Genomic DNA, 14,758 nt, shown 5'->3' with positions numbered 1-14,758 from the left:
CCCCCCCCCCCCCCCCCCCCCCCCCCCCCCCCCCCCCCCCCCCCCCCCCCCCCCCCCCCCCCCCCCCCCCCCGCTCCTACAGGTTGTGCGGCGAATCCGCTAGTCTTGCTCAATCCTGGAAGGAGTGTCTCCATGTTCGAATCCGCCGAAATCGGTCATGCCATTGACAAAGAAACCTATGAAGCCGAAGTGCCGGCCCTGCGTGAAGCCTTGCTCGAAGCGCAGTTCGAACTTCGGCAGCAACACCGTTTTCCAGTGATCATTTTGATCAACGGCATCGAAGGGGCCGGCAAGGGCGAGACGGTCAAGTTGCTCAACGAATGGATGGACCCGCGCCTGATCGAGGTCCGCACCTTCGACCAGCAAACCGACGAAGAGCTGGCTCGACCACCCGCCTGGCGCTATTGGCGGATGCTCCCGGCCAAGGGGCGCATGGGGATTTTCTTCGGTAACTGGTACAGCCAGATGCTGCAAGGGCGGGTTCATGGTTTGTTCAAGGATCCGCGACTCGATCAAGCCATCAACGGCGCCGAACGGCTGGAGAAGATGTTGTGCGACGAAGGCGCGCTGATCTTCAAATTCTGGTTTCACCTCTCCAAGAAACAAATGAAAGCGCGGCTCAAGGCGCTGAACGACGATCCGCTGCACAGCTGGCGCATCAGCCCGCTGGACTGGCAACAATCCGCGACCTACGACAAGTTCGTGAAGTACGGCGAACGGGTGCTGCGCCGCACCAGTCGCGACTACGCGCCGTGGCACGTGATTGCTGGCCTGGATGCGCGTTATCGCAGCCTGGCGGTCGGCAAGATTCTGCTCGAGGGCCTGCAGAGCGCGCTCAAGAGACCCAGGATTCACCCGCACAAAGTCAGTGCCGCGCCCTTGTCTCCCAGCGTCGATCACGTGAATCTGCTCGACAGCCTGGACCTGACCCTGAACCTGGACAAGGACGATTACGAAGAGCAACTGATTACCGAGCAGGCACGGTTTTCCGGGCTGATGCGCGACAAACGAATGCGTCGTCACGCGTTGATCGCGGTGTTCGAGGGCAACGACGCGGCAGGCAAGGGCGGGGCGATCCGTCGGGTGGCCGCGGCACTCGACCCACGTCAGTACAACATCGTGCCGATCGCCGCGCCTACCGAAGAAGAACGGGCGCAGCCGTATCTCTGGCGGTTCTGGCGGCATATTCCGGCGCGGGGAAAATTCACTGTGTTCGATCGTTCCTGGTATGGCCGGGTGCTGGTGGAGCGCATCGAGGGTTTTTGCAGCGAGGCGGACTGGTTGCGTGCCTACAGCGAGATCAACGACTTCGAAGAGCAGCTCGACGATGCCGGGGTGATCGTGGTCAAGTTCTGGCTGACCATCGACAAACAGACTCAGATGGAGCGCTTCCAGGAGCGCGAAGAGATCCCCTTCAAGCGTTTCAAGATCACTGAAGACGACTGGCGTAACCGCGACAAGTGGGACGATTACCGCGCCGCGGTCGGCGATATGGTCGACCGCACCAGCACCGAGGTATCGCCCTGGACCCTGGTGGAGGCCAACGACAAGCGCTGGGCGCGGGTCAAGGTATTGCGCACCCTCAATGAGGCGCTGGAAGCAGCATTCGAAAAGTCCGACAAACGGGAGAAGAAACTGCAAAAGCGCAAGCGCTGAGCCGATGGTTACGCATACGCGGGGTGAATGATTGTCGCGGTCAGTCATGAGTGGGACTTATGCTCGATCCAACTCCCGACTGACAACAACAATGAGGTGTATGCCATGCGTGAAGTGGTGATCGTCGACAGCGTGCGGACCGGCCTGGCCAAATCCTTTCGCGGCAAGTTCAACATGACCCGTCCCGATGACATGGCGGCCCACTGTGTCAACGCGCTGCTCACGCGCAATGACGTCGACCCGGCCAGCGTCGAGGATTGCATCGTCGGCGCCGGTTCCAACGAAGGTGCCCAGGGTTACAACATCGGTCGCAACGTCGCGGTGCTGTCGCACCTGGGCATCGGCACGGGTGGCATGACCCTTAACCGCTTCTGTTCGTCGGGCTTGCAGGCCATCGCGATTGCCGCCAATCAGATCGCTTCCGGTTGCAGCGACATCATCGTCGCCGGTGGTGTCGAGTCGATCAGCCTGACCATGAAAAGCGTCAACACCGATCACCTGATCAACCCGCTGCTGAAAGAGCAGGTGCCAGGTATCTATTTCCCCATGGGCCAGACGGCCGAGATCGTCGCGCGTCGTTACAGCGTCAGCCGCGAGGAGCAGGATCTGTACGCCCTGCAAAGCCAGCAACGTACCGCTCTGGCGCAGGCCGCCGGGTTGTTCAACAATGAAATCGTGCCGATGGCGGTGAAGTATCGCGTTGAAGACAAGGCCACCGGCCAGGTGCAGATCCTCGACGGCATTGTCGATCACGATGACTGCAACCGCCCCGACACCACCCTGCAAAGCCTGGCGGGATTGAAACCGGTGTTTGCCGAAGACGGCTCAGTAACGGCCGGCAACTCTTCGCAGCTGTCCGACGGTGCTTCGATGACCCTGGTGATGAGCCTGGAAAAAGCCCTGGCGCTGGGGCTCAAGCCCAAAGCCTTCTTTCGCGGTTTCACCGTGGCCGGGTGCCAGCCGGACGAGATGGGCATCGGCCCGGTGTTCTCGGTGCCGAAGTTGCTCAAGGCCAAGGGGTTGCAGATTGCCGACATTGATTTGTGGGAGCTCAATGAAGCGTTCGCCTCGCAATGCCTGTACAGCCGCGATCGGCTGGAAATCGACAACGACAAATACAACGTCAATGGCGGCTCGATTTCCATCGGCCACCCGTTCGGCATGACCGGTTCGCGTCAGGTCGGGCACATCGTGCGCGAGTTGCAGCGGCGCAACTTGCGCTACGGCATCGTCACCATGTGCGTGGGCGGTGGGATGGGGGCTACGGGGTTGTTTGAGGCGGTGCGGTAATTCCGTAAGGTCGCCTTCGCGGGCAAGCCTCGCTCCTTGTATGTTGCGCTTACACCCCGCGAGAGCAGTTATGCTCGCGGGTGTTGTCATCTCGATGACATGTTCATGCTCAAAGCCTGCATCCGCTCGATATAAGCCTGGATCTCCTTCTCGGCCGTCGCCGGATTATCGAACGGCCCCTCCAGGGTCTGTTCCCGGGTGGTGAAATACAACTCCCCATTGACACGACACAACCGGTCACAGCGAAAGTGTGTGGCGGGGGCGGTGTCCTGGGCGCGCATGCCGTACATGGGCGATCTCCTGCAGAGGGCGGTTTCAATGAGCTTATGCATGAACCCTTTGCAACGCCTGGCGAGCTGATCGACGGCATCCCGTCAATGTCATGGTGCGACCCGCACAGTTTCATTCGCGGCCCGAGGGCAACTGTCCCTGTGTCGCGCTTCGGTCTGAGCCTAGAATGAGCATTCTTGCCAATGGGCTTCGGGGGCAGCATGCATATTTCATCGGGTCGCTGGGTGTACGGTTTATTCCTGGCCTTGCTGACCGCGTTGTTGTGGGGAATTCTGCCGATCAAACTCAAGCAAGTGCTGTTGGTGATGGACCCAGTGACAGTGACCTGGTTTCGCCTGATGGTGTCCGGCGGGTGCCTGTTCATATATCTGGCGGCGACCAGACGCTTGCCGAGTCGCAAAGTCCTCGGCCCGCGCGGTGGCTGGTTGGTGTTGATGGCGGTACTCGGACTGGTCGGCAACTACGTGCTGTACCTGATGGGCCTGAACCTGCTCAGCGCCGGCACCGCACAACTGGTGGTGCAGATGGGCCCGATCATGTTGCTGATCGCCAGTCTGTTCGTGTTCAAGGAGCGTTTCAGCGTGGGGCAGGGGATTGGCCTGCTGGTGCTGCTGATCGGCTTTGCACTGTTCTTCAATAAGCGCCTGGGCGAGTTGCTCACCTCCCTGACCGATTACACCGCGGGTGTGCTGATGGTGCTGTTGGCGTCGACGGTCTGGACCTTCTATGCCTTGGGCCAGAAGCAGTTGCTCACGGTGTGGAATTCGTTGCAGGTGATGATGGTGATTTACCTGTTCTGCGCGCTGTTGCTGACGCCGTGGGTGCATCCGCTGGAAGCGCTGCAACTGAGCCCGCTGCAAGGCTGGCTGCTGCTGGCGTGCTGCTTGAACACCCTGATCGCGTATGGCGCCTTCGCCGAAGCCCTGGCCCATTGGGAAGCGTCGCGGGTCAGCGCGACGCTGGCGATCACGCCGCTGGTGACCTTTGCCGCGGTGGCCGTGGCTGCCTGGTTATGGCCTGATTTTGTGCATGCCGAAACGATCAACGGTCTGGGTTATGGCGGGGCGGTGCTGGTGGTGCTCGGGTCGGCGCTGGTGGCGTTGGGGCCATCGTTGATCGCCGGGCTCAGGGCACGGCGGGTGCGGATGGCAGCCAGTTAGACCGCGTTATCGTTCATCGCGGGCAAGCCACGCTCCCACAGGTTTTGGGTCGCTCACGGGTGTTGTGATTGACACAAATCCTGTGGGAGCGTGGCTTGCCCGCGATGACTGACTGTCGGGCGCTAGAGAACTCAGCCCTTGGCCCCTGCCTCCAGCATATTCTCCGGCCTCACCCACGCATCGAACTCTTCATTGGTCAGATACCCCAACTTCAACGCCGCCTCACGCAGTGTCAGCCCCTCGCTGTAGGCCTTCTTGGCAATCTCGGCTGATTTGTCGTAGCCGATGTGCGGGTTCAGCGCCGTCACCAGCATCAAGCCTCGTTCCAGATGCTCGGCCATTTTCTCGGCATCCGGTTCCAGGCCGGCGATGCAATGCTGCTGGAAGTTGCTGCAGCCGTCGCCCAGCAAGCGGATCGATTGCAGCAGGTTGTGGATGATCACCGGTTTGAACACGTTCAATTGCAGGTGCCCCTGACTGGCGGCAAAACCGATGGCGACGTCATTGCCCAACACTTGGCAGGCCAGCATCGACAGGGCTTCGCACTGAGTCGGGTTGACCTTGCCGGGCATGATCGAGCTGCCCGGCTCGTTGGCCGGCAGTTTCACTTCGGCAAGTCCGCCACGTGGCCCGGAGCCCAGCAGGCGCAGGTCGTTGGCGATTTTCATCAGGGTCACGGCGAGGGTTTTCAGGGCGCCGGACAGCGTGGTCAGTGGCTCATGACCGGCCAGTGCGGCGAATTTGTTCGGCGCGGTGACGAACGGCAGGCCGGAGAGGGCGGCCAGTTCGGCGGCGATCGCTTCGCCAAAACCGTGGGGTGAGTTCAACCCGGTGCCGACCGCGGTGCCGCCCTGGGCCAGTTCACAGACCGCCGGCAACGCGCTGCGGATTGCCCGCTCGGCGTAATCCAGTTGTGCGATGAACGCCGAGAGTTCCTGACCGAAGGTAATCGGCGTGGCGTCCATCATGTGGGTACGACCGGTCTTGACCAGTTTCATGTGCCGCGCGGACAGCTCCGCCAAGCCGCCGGACAACTCAGCGATCGCCGGCAGCAAATGCTGTTGCACCGCCTGAACCGTCGCGATGTGCATGGCCGTGGGAAAGCAATCGTTGGAACTCTGGGAGCGGTTGACGTGATCGTTGGGGTGCACCGGGCTCTTGCCACCGCGCGGGTTGCCGGCCAGTTCGTTGGCGCGACCGGCGATCACTTCGTTGACGTTCATGTTGCTCTGGGTGCCGCTGCCGGTCTGCCAGACCACCAGCGGGAACTGGTCGTCATGTTGGCCGTCGAGCACTTCGTCGGCCGCTTGTTCGATCAGGCGGGCGATGTCGGCGGGCAGGTCGCCATTACGATCGTTGACGCGTGCCGCGGCTTTCTTGATCAGGGCCAGGGCATGCAACACAGCCAGCGGCATGCGTTCGTTGCCAATGGCGAAATTAATCAGCGAGCGTTGCGTCTGAGCGCCCCAGTAAGCGTCATCCGGGACTTCCACCTGGCCCAGGCTGTCGGTTTCGATACGGCTCATCATGCACACTCCTGTAGGTCTGATAGCGCAGTTTAGGCTGTGATCGCCGGTTGTGGTTCCATCAGTCTGGAATTTGACCGTTCAACCCCTCTAAATCAGTCGCGACAAGGCTTGGGGTTGAGCGACACACTTTTTTAGGCGCAGAATGGGCGCCCTTGGGGTTATACCTCGCCTGCTAGAAAAGGAAACTCGATGACTCGTCTTCGTGCCATCTGTACCGCGGTTGCACTGGTTTGCGCCAGCGGCCAGGTTTTTGCCGATACCGCCAGCCACAACGCCAGTGCCGAAGCTTTCCTGACCCTGGCGCACGCTGACAAACTGGGCACTCCGGTGTACATGCAAGTGCAGCAAATGTTCGCTCAGCGCTTTGAACAGACCAAAGCCCCTGAGTCGAAGAAAGCCGTTCTGGAAACTTATCAGGCCAAGGCCAACGCAGCGCTGGACGCAGCCATTGGCTGGAACAAGCTGAAGCCGGACATGGTCAAGCTCTACACCACCAACTTCAGCGAATCCGAGCTCAAGGATCTGGTGGCGTTCTACCAGTCGCCACTGGGCAAGAAAGTCCTGGAAAAAATGCCGCAGCTGACTCAGCAATCGGCCCAGATGACTCAAGCCAAGCTGGAAAGCGCGGTGCCTGTGGTCAACAAACTGCTGGCAGACATGACTAACGAGCTGGATCCTAAAGCCGGCGCCGCTGCTCCTGCAGCCAAGAAAAAGCCTTAAGCGGAGCCGGGTATGACCATGCAACAACGCATCGAATCGACGCTGGGGCTGCTACAGCCCGAGCACCTGCAAGTGCTGGATGAAAGCCATATGCACAGCCGTGGGTTGCAGACCCACTTCAAGGCGGTGGTGGTCAGCCGGCAGTTCGAAGGGCTCAATCGCGTCAAGCGTCACCAGAAGGTGTACGGCACTTTGGGCGAACTGATGGGCGAGTTCCATGCGTTGGCGCTGCATACCTACACGCCGGAGGAATGGGCGCAGATCGATGCGGCTCCGGCCTCGCCGACCTGTGCTGGCGGCAGCAAGCATTAACCCTTGGTTTTTTGCTAGAATCCGCAACGCGCCGCTTACCCGGCGCGTTTTTTTTCGCATCCGGTTCACCCCTTACGAGGGTAGCCACCTGGAGAATTACCCATGACACAACAGATTGTCGTGGCGGCACTGTATAAGTTCGTCACCCTGGAAAATTACGTTGATCTGCGTGAGCCACTGCTGCAAGCGATGATCGACAACGGCATCAAAGGCACGCTGCTGATTGCCGAAGAAGGCATCAACGGCACCGTGTCCGGCAGCCGCGAAGGCATCGACGGGCTGATGGCCTGGCTCAAGAACGACCCGCGCATGGACGACATCGACCACAAAGAGTCGTACTGCGACGAACAGCCGTTCTACCGCACCAAAGTCAAACTCAAGAAAGAAATCGTCACCCTGGGCGTTGAGGGCGTGGACCCGAACAAAAAGGTCGGCACCTATGTGGATCCGCAGAACTGGAACGCGCTGATCAGCGATCCGGAAGTGCTGTTGATCGACACCCGTAATGACTACGAAGTCTCGATCGGCACCTTCGAAGGCGCCATCGATCCGAAGACCACCAGTTTTCGCGAATTCCCCGACTACATCAAAGCCAACTTCGACCCGGCCGTGCACAAGAAAGTCGCGATGTTCTGCACCGGCGGCATTCGCTGCGAGAAGGCGTCGAGCTACATGCTCAGCCAGGGTTTCGACGAGGTCTATCACCTCAAGGGCGGCATCCTGAAGTACCTCGAAGAGGTGCCGCAGGAAGAAACCAAATGGCAGGGCGACTGCTTCGTGTTCGATAACCGCGTGACCGTTCGTCACGATCTCAGCGAAGGCGACTACGATCAATGTCATGCCTGTCGTACGCCCGTCAGCGTTGAAGACCGCGCATCCGAGCACTATGTGGCCGGCACCAGTTGCCCGCACTGCTGGGATAAGCTGAGCGAGAAAACCCGTCGCAGTGCCATCGACCGGCAGAAGCAGATCGAACTGGCCAAGGCGCGCAACATGCCGCACCCGATCGGTTACAACTACAAGCAATCCGCTTCCGAGGCTTGAACCATGTCTGCACGCCTGCTCTATGTGATGGATCCGATGTGTTCCTGGTGCTGGGGCTTCGCTCCGGTGGCCAAAGCGCTGGTTGAGCAGGCGCAGGCGGCGGGTGTGGAGTTGCATCTGGTGGTGGGTGGTTTGCGCACCGGCAGTGGCGCGGCGCTGGAGCCGACCACCCGGCGCTATATCCTTGAGCACTGGCAGGCGGTTCACGAGGCCACCGGCCAGCCGTTCAAGTTTGAAGGCGCGTTGCCCGACGGGTTTGTCTACGACACCGAGCCTGCCTGTCGGGCGCTGGTGACTGCGCGCAGCCTGGCGCCGGATTGCGCCTGGACACTGCTCGGGCTGATCCAGCATGCGTTCTATGCTGAAGGTCGCGACGTTACCCGTGCCAGCGTGTTGGTGGAACTGGCGGAGCAGGCCGGTTTGCCACGCATCGAATTTGCCGCAGCCTTCGATCGTGCCGATCAGCACGCTGCGACCGCCGCCGATTTCACTTGGGTCCAGGACCTGGGTATTGCCGGTTTTCCGACCTTGCTGGCAGAGCGCAATGGTCAATTGGCGCTGCTGACCAATGGCTATCAGCCCTTGAGCGAGTTGTCACCGTTGCTCGGCCGCTGGCTGGAGCGCGCTGCCTGTGCATGATCTGCCCGATGATGCAGCAGCTCCCAAACGTGTCGATCGGCTGAGCTGGGCGGAAGTCCGCCGCCTGGCCCTACACCATAAAAAATCCCTGTGGATCGCCAACGGCGTTGCGGTATTGGCAACGCTGTGCAGCGTGCCGATCCCGTTGCTGTTGCCGTTGCTGGTGGACGAAGTGCTGCTGGGCCACGGTGACGTTGCACTGAAAGTCATGAACCACGCACTGCCCGACGTCTGGCAGAAAGCCGCGGGTTATATCGGCCTGATGCTGCTGGTGACCCTGGCGCTGCGTTGCGCCGCGTTGTTGTTCAACGTGGTGCAGGCGAAATTGTTTGCGGCGCTGGCCAAGGACATCGTGTATCGGATTCGGGTGCGGTTGATCGACCGGCTCAAGCGCATCTCGCTGGGCGAATACGAAAGCCTGGGCAGCGGCACGGTGACCACGCACCTGGTCACCGACCTGGACACGCTGGACAAATTCGTCGGCGAAACCCTCAGTCGTTTCCTCGTGGCGATGCTGACATTGGTGGGCACCGCATCGATCCTGATGTGGATGCACTGGAAACTCGCGCTGCTGATTCTGCTGTTCAACCCGCTGGTGATCTACGCCACGGTGCAGTTGGGCAAGCGGGTCAAACATCTGAAGAAGCTCGAGAACGACAGCACCTCACGCTTCACCCAAGCCTTGACCGAAACCTTGGACGCCATCCAGGAAGTGCGTGCCGGTAATCGTCAGGGTTTTTTCCTCGGACGGTTGGGGCAGCGAGCGCGGGAAGTGCGCGATTACGCGGTGAGCTCGCAGTGGAAAACCGATGCATCGAATCGGGCCAGCGGTTTGCTGTTCCAGTTCGGCATCGATATTTTCCGCGCCGCGGCCATGCTCACCGTGCTGTTTTCCGACCTGTCCATCGGCCAGATGCTGGCGGTGTTCAGCTACCTGTGGTTCATGATCGGTCCGGTGGAACAGCTGCTCAATCTGCAGTACGCCTTTTATGCCGCTGGTGGTGCGCTGTCGCGGATCAACGAGTTGCTGGCCCGTGCCGACGAGCCGCAATACACCGGCAGTGTCGATCCGTTCCAAGGGCGCGACACGGTGGGCATCGAAGTGCAGGGGCTGAGTTTCGGCTACGGCGACGAGTTGGTGCTGAATCAAATGAACCTGTCGATTGCCCCCGGTGAAAAAGTCGCGATTGTCGGCGCCAGCGGTGGAGGCAAAAGTACCCTGGTGCAGTTGCTGCTGGGCTTGTACACGCCGCTGGCCGGGACTATCCGTTTCGGTGGTTCGACTCAGCAAGAGATCGGCCTGGAAACCGTGCGCGAAAATGTCGCCGTGGTCCTGCAACATCCCGCCCTGTTCAACGACACCGTACGCGCCAACCTGACCATGGGCCGCGAACGCAGTGACGAGGCCTGCTGGCAGGCACTGGAAATTGCTCAGTTGCAACACACGGTGCGTGAACTGCCCAATGGCCTGGACAGTATCGTCGGGCGATCCGGCGTGCGTTTATCCGGCGGGCAGCGTCAACGCCTGGCGATTGCCCGAATGGTGTTGGCCGAGCCCAAAGTGGTGATCCTCGACGAAGCCACGTCCGCACTGGACGCGGCCACTGAGTACAACCTGCACCTGGCGCTGGCGCGGTTCTTGAGCCACCGCACCACGTTGATCATTGCGCACCGATTATCGGCCGTGAAGCAGGCCGATCGGGTGCTGGTGTTCGATGGCGGGCAGGTTGCCGAGGATGGCGACCATCAGCAGTTGATTGCCGATGGTGGTTTGTACGCCAAGTTATATGGGCATTTGCAGCAGCACTGATAAAGTCGCGAAGTCATTTCCAGGTCACTTGCAGTGCACCAGGGCTACCGTCATAACCAAATTGCTTCATGACGACGGCGCATGAGTCGCAAGGCGCCATAGTGGTGGCTATCGTGATGGAATCAAGATCTTTGGGGTCAGGGTATTTGGTTCGTATGACGCTGATGAGCTTGCTTTCGGTGTCCAGCGAAGTGGGGCGAGATGTGAGCGCAGGCGTGTACGTCTCAATATTGTCGATGGTGTGGGGGATCGCCTGTAGCTTGCCTTGGGGAGTTACGCTAAGTGCCGTCTCCGGGAAGCGCATTCCATTATCTATATTGAAGTAACTCGTACTGCCGACTTTTACTTCATCCATATTTCTGTTTTTGGCAAACAACGGCAAAAAGCCGGTGTCACGCTTGCTACCGGATACGCTGACATACACTTCACGCACCCCTGCCTTGGTCTTGATTTCGACGAACGCAATGTTCCTGGGGTTGTGCAAAGGCCGACCGGTTTTTTGCCTGATAAGTTCTTGTAGTTGCCGCATTGTGTCATCGATTTTTAATGCCTTGGGTCCGCCCTGAACCGACGACTCCAAGGTTATGACGGTTTTCTGAAACAGTGTGTTGAAAACCTCCGCAGTCGTATCCCGCACGCTGTCCGGCGTAGCCTTGGACAAGGACCAGGTCGCGGCGCCATCGGTGGAGTTCCTGATGATCATTCTTGTGGAGTGATCGAACAGGGCCGCTTCTGCTGGGCTGGTATCGACCTTGAGCAATCTGAGCGTATCGGGCGGATTGGCATGGCTACCGATCGAAATGGCAATTTCATCCATGGCTCTCAATGCGCGCTCCACCGCTTCCTGGCCATGGATTCTTACCATGTTATTGGAGTTCAGTGAGCCGGTGTACACCACCATTAACTCTTTCCTCAGTTCGTCAGGAAGGGTGTCGGCTTTTCTGAAGGTCAGGAGGTCTTTAACGCTTTGGCCCTTTGCGCGCGAGGTAACGTAAAAGTCTCCCGCGCTCAGCCGCGTGAACACATAATGTTTTGAGCCGTCGATTGACTCTACGATAGTTGCGCCCACGCGAAATTTATCGACGAGTTTTTGCCCGGATACGGGAACGCTGACCATGACCCGCCCATACATCCCTTTCTGAAACTCCAGTACGGCCTTGAGGGATGAATTGGCAGCTATTGAGGACACTTGCATCGGTGTCCTGCCTGTTGCGGGGGTGTAAATGGCGTCTCCGAACCAGGGGGCCCAGCCTTTGGTTTCATCGAAAGTAGCGATAGCAGGGGTAGGAGCCGGGTCGCGAGTGACGTAGCTTGTTTGACACAGCTCGGGACCAGGGGCGCGACGTACCCGGCAAGGCAAGGATCTGAACATTGCCTGATCATCAATCAAGTCGGCACGGCGCAGTTGGTTGCCGTCCAGACGATAGGGAATGTCATCAACGAACAGTGTGGTTCGACCATCGACCTCAAGTACTTCACGGACATGGGCGTCTTTCGGAAGTTCTACCAGGACGTGGGATTCGGTAGGAGATAACGTTTTGAAGGTTGACCGGCCCTGTACGAGGTTTTTGCTGTGATTGTGCAGGCGGGGGCCGTAGGGCAAGGATGTCACTGGATCAACGGGGTGGAATCGGGTCAGGTCCGATGGGCTGGTATTGCGCACAAGTACATCATCGACACCGTTGACCGTTGCCAGTCGATCACCGCTTGCCAGCGGCTTCCAGCGCCCCGGATCGGTTGTCTGGGGCAGGTTGTGCACCAGTCGGTAGCTGTCGGCGTGTCCTGTCAGTTTCTTGAACCCGCTAACACCAATGCGTCCCGCCGTATGCAGTCCTTTCCACGCACCGCTTCCCAGTGTCTTGAGTAGTGTCGGGACCCCATCCAGCGGATTGAGGTTGCTCAGGGAAGCGGTCAGGAGTTTTCGGGTCAATGTTGAAAAGGAAGGCAGACTTGCTTTGACGGTCATTTGCGAGGCTTTGGCGCCCGCCCTGATCAGCCGCACCGAACCTGACATGAATTTCCCGACTGGGGTGAGGAATGAAGCCAGGTCCAGCACGACTCCGGCTACGCCTATGAGTATCTGCTCAATTTTGCCCGACAAAATGTCCTCGATACTGCCCCAGAAGGGTACAAGCCCTTTGGCTATTTCCAGGGTCGTACTGATCCTTTGTTCGCTTCTGGTCCTGATGGTGTCGAATGCCGTCACGCCGCGAGACTGGGTACGCAACAGCTGTTCGTCGACGAACAGGAAGTTCGTTGCAATGTAGTGGGCCACTGCATTCAAACGGGAGGATGCCAGCGCTGTTACTTCGCTATCGTTAACGGCTGCGATTGGCGATACAACTGTGGGCACGTCGCCTACCACGCCGAGGATCGCCACGCAGTACGCTCTTTCAGCAGGCTGCGTGCCATTTAAGTGAGCGGCCCAATCGAGAAGCAGCGTAGTGCTGATTTCAGCAGTATATGTTTGTCCGGGGATCGAGGCGTGCAATGGAAACGTGGTGCGAACCCCGTTGACTGTTGAAACTCTCAGGTGGGGTCGACGACGAATGACGCCAGCATTCGGGATCAGTTCGTAATAGGTAATTTCATGATTGTGGGTCACCTGTAGAACGAAACCTTTTCTTGGCCGGATGTCTCCCCTTGCCTTGATGAGTTTTTCGTCCAGGTGCAGGCTCAGCAAGCGGACGTCACCCCGTTCAAGGGCCTGGCGGTCGGTCAGTGGCAGTGAGGTCAGCAAACTGGCGATCAGGGGCTGATAGGCCGTCCTGATTTTCGAGAGGTAGTTTGTGAAGTCTGTTTCAAACTGCGTGTTGATATCGGGCAACGTCTTGCCTCCGTATCTGGTAATCACACGCCTTTCGATCCCCTCATGATCCTTGCGAAAGAGTTCCTCATGACGCAGGATTCGCTTGTCGTCGATCTTGATCCAGTGACGGGTTCGTGTTTTTCCGTCGGACCGGGTTACAAACCATTTTCTCTTGTCATCGAATTGGCCGTCGGCATAGACATCCAGGAATGCATAGCCTGGCAGCTTCAATGAGGGCGTGTCTTTGGGGCCGCCGCTCGGTGGATCATCGCGCAGCAACTTGAGCCCGTCCGATTCGAACATGGCCTCGCCAAACAGATCATCCTTTACCCGTTTGGCCATCTTCAATCTTTCAGGGGGTGGCAAGTCCAGTGCCATAATGGCGTTGTTCAGGCTCTTGCTGTGGCTTTCCAGCGCCGCCATCGCCCGCTTCATATCGTCCTCGTCGTAATCGGATTTTGTTCGCGATTGAACGATGCCGCAGCAGACCGCCCATTCCAGTGCCGGCCCCATCCTCAGTCGAGTTATCTGCTCAAGTTGTTCGGGCGAGGCGTCGGCGCTCCGGCTCAGGGGCAAGTCGACGAGTTGTTGAAAGGACAGCGCTTGCAATCGATCAAGGCCGAGTTCATCTGCCAGCAGCACGCCGTGCATGAAGTTCACCCACACCACCGAACTTTTGTAAGGAAGGTCGGACGGGATATCGCGCACAGCGAAGTCCTTTGAGAGGCGGGTCTCGAACACCCGCGCGAGAAAGGCCGCCTCTTTTGCATCGGTCACCCGGTTGGTGCGCAGCAAGTGCTGTTCAAAATCGCTGCGCAGGGCCTGGTAGCTTTTGCCCCAGTGAGCCGTGTCTTGCCAGCGGAATCCGGCGACTTCCTGCGGCTCATCCGCTGACGGGGCTTGCAAGTAAAGGCATATGGCTTTGCATACGAGCTGATGGCGCACGGACGCCGAAGTTTGTTCGCCAGGGCCTGCGCCATACCACCTGAGCATCTTGAGCAGCCTGTCCCCCAACTCTTTCGCTTCGACTGTGTTCAGTATTCGCTGGAGGAATACAGACGGCGTTGCTCGCAGTTGATCCATGGAGGTGGAAGCCAGTACCGAGGCGCCAAGATGACCGATTAACGAACGCTTGCCATTCAGGAAAGCCTTCACGATGTTGGTGATTTGAACATCGATGCGTTTTGCCTTGTAAGTGTCGATGGTCATGTGTTGCGCGAGGTTGGGGCCCCCGCGTTGAATAAGCTTGAACCCTCGTCGATCCTGGGCGGTGGTGCGCAGGCCGAAGTTTTCGATATCCGGGCCGTCGTCGAGTCCCAGAGCCTGTCTGGCGCGAAATTCTTCGTCTGCCGGTGACAGCGCCGGTTGATCGGGTGAAGGTGAAGACGTCTCTGTCATGTTGCACTCCTTTGAAAGGGATCCCGTAACGGATAGGGGGAGCCCGAAGTGCCCAGTAAACAGATCTCCAAACTGGCCTTGGCGGTATATATCTATATGG

11 protein-coding genes are annotated in these 14,758 nt (G+C 59.1%); 8 read left to right on the top strand and 3 right to left on the bottom strand.

What is annotated here, in order from left to right; genetic code table 11:
* The first annotated feature begins 132 nt into the window (after positions 1 to 132).
* Positions 133 to 1,656: a polyphosphate:AMP phosphotransferase gene (gene pap, locus AC07V0_RS27180; RefSeq protein ID WP_028938966.1), complete on the top strand. Its 1,524-nt coding sequence runs from the start codon at positions 133 to 135 to the stop codon at positions 1,654 to 1,656.
* Positions 1,657 to 1,761: 105 nt separating this feature from the next.
* Positions 1,762 to 2,946, top strand: coding sequence for a thiolase family protein (locus tag AC07V0_RS27175; protein WP_192350935.1), 1,185 nt, complete (start codon positions 1,762 to 1,764; stop codon positions 2,944 to 2,946).
* A gap of 86 nt (positions 2,947 to 3,032) precedes the next feature.
* Here AC07V0_RS27175 and AC07V0_RS27170 read toward each other — a convergent pair whose 3' ends face one another.
* On the bottom strand, positions 3,033 to 3,236 hold the full coding sequence (locus tag AC07V0_RS27170) for a DUF6316 family protein (protein WP_064616642.1): 204 nt from the start codon (positions 3,234 to 3,236) through the stop codon (positions 3,033 to 3,035).
* Between the two features lie 201 nt (positions 3,237 to 3,437).
* On the opposite strand from AC07V0_RS27170, the gene AC07V0_RS27165 reads away from it, so the two are divergent.
* The gene (locus AC07V0_RS27165) at positions 3,438 to 4,397 is read left to right on the top strand and encodes a DMT family transporter (protein ID WP_192350937.1); all 960 of its coding nucleotides are present in this window, start codon (positions 3,438 to 3,440) and stop codon (positions 4,395 to 4,397) included.
* Positions 4,398 to 4,528: 131 nt separating this feature from the next.
* Here the strand turns inward: AC07V0_RS27165 and AC07V0_RS27160 are convergent, their stop codons facing one another.
* Complete coding sequence (locus AC07V0_RS27160) at positions 4,529 to 5,923, bottom strand: class II fumarate hydratase (RefSeq protein ID WP_192350939.1); 1,395 nt, start codon at positions 5,921 to 5,923, stop codon at positions 4,529 to 4,531.
* A 192-nt stretch (positions 5,924 to 6,115) separates the two neighbouring features.
* Here AC07V0_RS27160 and AC07V0_RS27155 point away from each other — a divergent pair, with 192 nt between their 5' ends.
* From AC07V0_RS27155 to AC07V0_RS27135, 5 genes are all read left to right on the top strand, one after another.
* On the top strand, positions 6,116 to 6,646 hold the full coding sequence (locus AC07V0_RS27155; protein ID WP_018929867.1) for a DUF2059 domain-containing protein: 531 nt from the start codon (positions 6,116 to 6,118) through the stop codon (positions 6,644 to 6,646).
* 12 nt (positions 6,647 to 6,658) lie between these two features.
* Positions 6,659 to 6,958 carry a BolA family protein gene (locus AC07V0_RS27150; RefSeq protein ID WP_007939900.1) on the top strand — a complete coding sequence of 100 codons (300 nt, stop codon included), beginning with the start codon at positions 6,659 to 6,661 and terminating at the stop codon, positions 6,956 to 6,958.
* 102 nt (positions 6,959 to 7,060) lie between these two features.
* Positions 7,061 to 8,002, top strand: a complete 942-nt coding sequence (gene trhO / locus AC07V0_RS27145) for an oxygen-dependent tRNA uridine(34) hydroxylase TrhO (protein WP_192350941.1) — start codon at positions 7,061 to 7,063, stop codon at positions 8,000 to 8,002.
* A 36-nt stretch (positions 8,003 to 8,038) separates the two neighbouring features.
* The gene (locus AC07V0_RS27140; protein WP_172901241.1) at positions 8,039 to 8,641 is read left to right on the top strand and encodes a DsbA family protein; all 603 of its coding nucleotides are present in this window, start codon (positions 8,039 to 8,041) and stop codon (positions 8,639 to 8,641) included.
* Entirely contained in the window at positions 8,634 to 10,451 is a 1,818-nt protein-coding gene (locus AC07V0_RS27135; RefSeq protein WP_192350943.1) for an ABC transporter ATP-binding protein, read from the top strand. The genes AC07V0_RS27140 and AC07V0_RS27135 overlap by 8 nt, the downstream gene beginning before the upstream one ends.
* Positions 10,452 to 10,464: 13 nt before the next feature.
* Here the strand turns inward: AC07V0_RS27135 and AC07V0_RS27130 are convergent, their stop codons facing one another.
* Positions 10,465 to 14,658 carry a deaminase domain-containing protein gene (locus AC07V0_RS27130; RefSeq protein ID WP_192350945.1) on the bottom strand — a complete coding sequence of 1,398 codons (4,194 nt, stop codon included), beginning with the start codon at positions 14,656 to 14,658 and terminating at the stop codon, positions 10,465 to 10,467.
* Positions 14,659 to 14,758: the final 100 nt, after the last annotated feature.

The organism is Pseudomonas sp. GW821-FHT01E10, assembly GCF_059422365.1.
Note: the sequence above shows the minus strand (reverse complement) of the source record. Positions and strands in the feature narration are given on the sequence as shown.

Excerpts from the sequence above, each read along its gene's own strand:
- pap (WP_028938966.1), top strand. The coding sequence starts at position 133 with ATGTTCGAATCCGCCGAAATCGGTCATGCCATTGACAAAGAAACCTAT.
- AC07V0_RS27175 (WP_192350935.1), top strand. The coding sequence starts at position 1,762 with ATGCGTGAAGTGGTGATCGTCGACAGCGTGCGGACCGGCCTGGCCAAA.
- AC07V0_RS27170 (WP_064616642.1), bottom strand. The coding sequence starts at position 3,236 with ATGTACGGCATGCGCGCCCAGGACACCGCCCCCGCCACACACTTTCGC.
- AC07V0_RS27165 (WP_192350937.1), top strand. The coding sequence starts at position 3,438 with ATGCATATTTCATCGGGTCGCTGGGTGTACGGTTTATTCCTGGCCTTG.
- AC07V0_RS27160 (WP_192350939.1), bottom strand. The coding sequence starts at position 5,923 with ATGAGCCGTATCGAAACCGACAGCCTGGGCCAGGTGGAAGTCCCGGAT.
- AC07V0_RS27155 (WP_018929867.1), top strand. The coding sequence starts at position 6,116 with ATGACTCGTCTTCGTGCCATCTGTACCGCGGTTGCACTGGTTTGCGCC.
- AC07V0_RS27150 (WP_007939900.1), top strand. The coding sequence starts at position 6,659 with ATGACCATGCAACAACGCATCGAATCGACGCTGGGGCTGCTACAGCCC.
- trhO (WP_192350941.1), top strand. The coding sequence starts at position 7,061 with ATGACACAACAGATTGTCGTGGCGGCACTGTATAAGTTCGTCACCCTG.
- AC07V0_RS27140 (WP_172901241.1), top strand. The coding sequence starts at position 8,039 with ATGTGTTCCTGGTGCTGGGGCTTCGCTCCGGTGGCCAAAGCGCTGGTT.
- AC07V0_RS27130 (WP_192350945.1), bottom strand. The coding sequence starts at position 14,658 with ATGACAGAGACGTCTTCACCTTCACCCGATCAACCGGCGCTGTCACCG.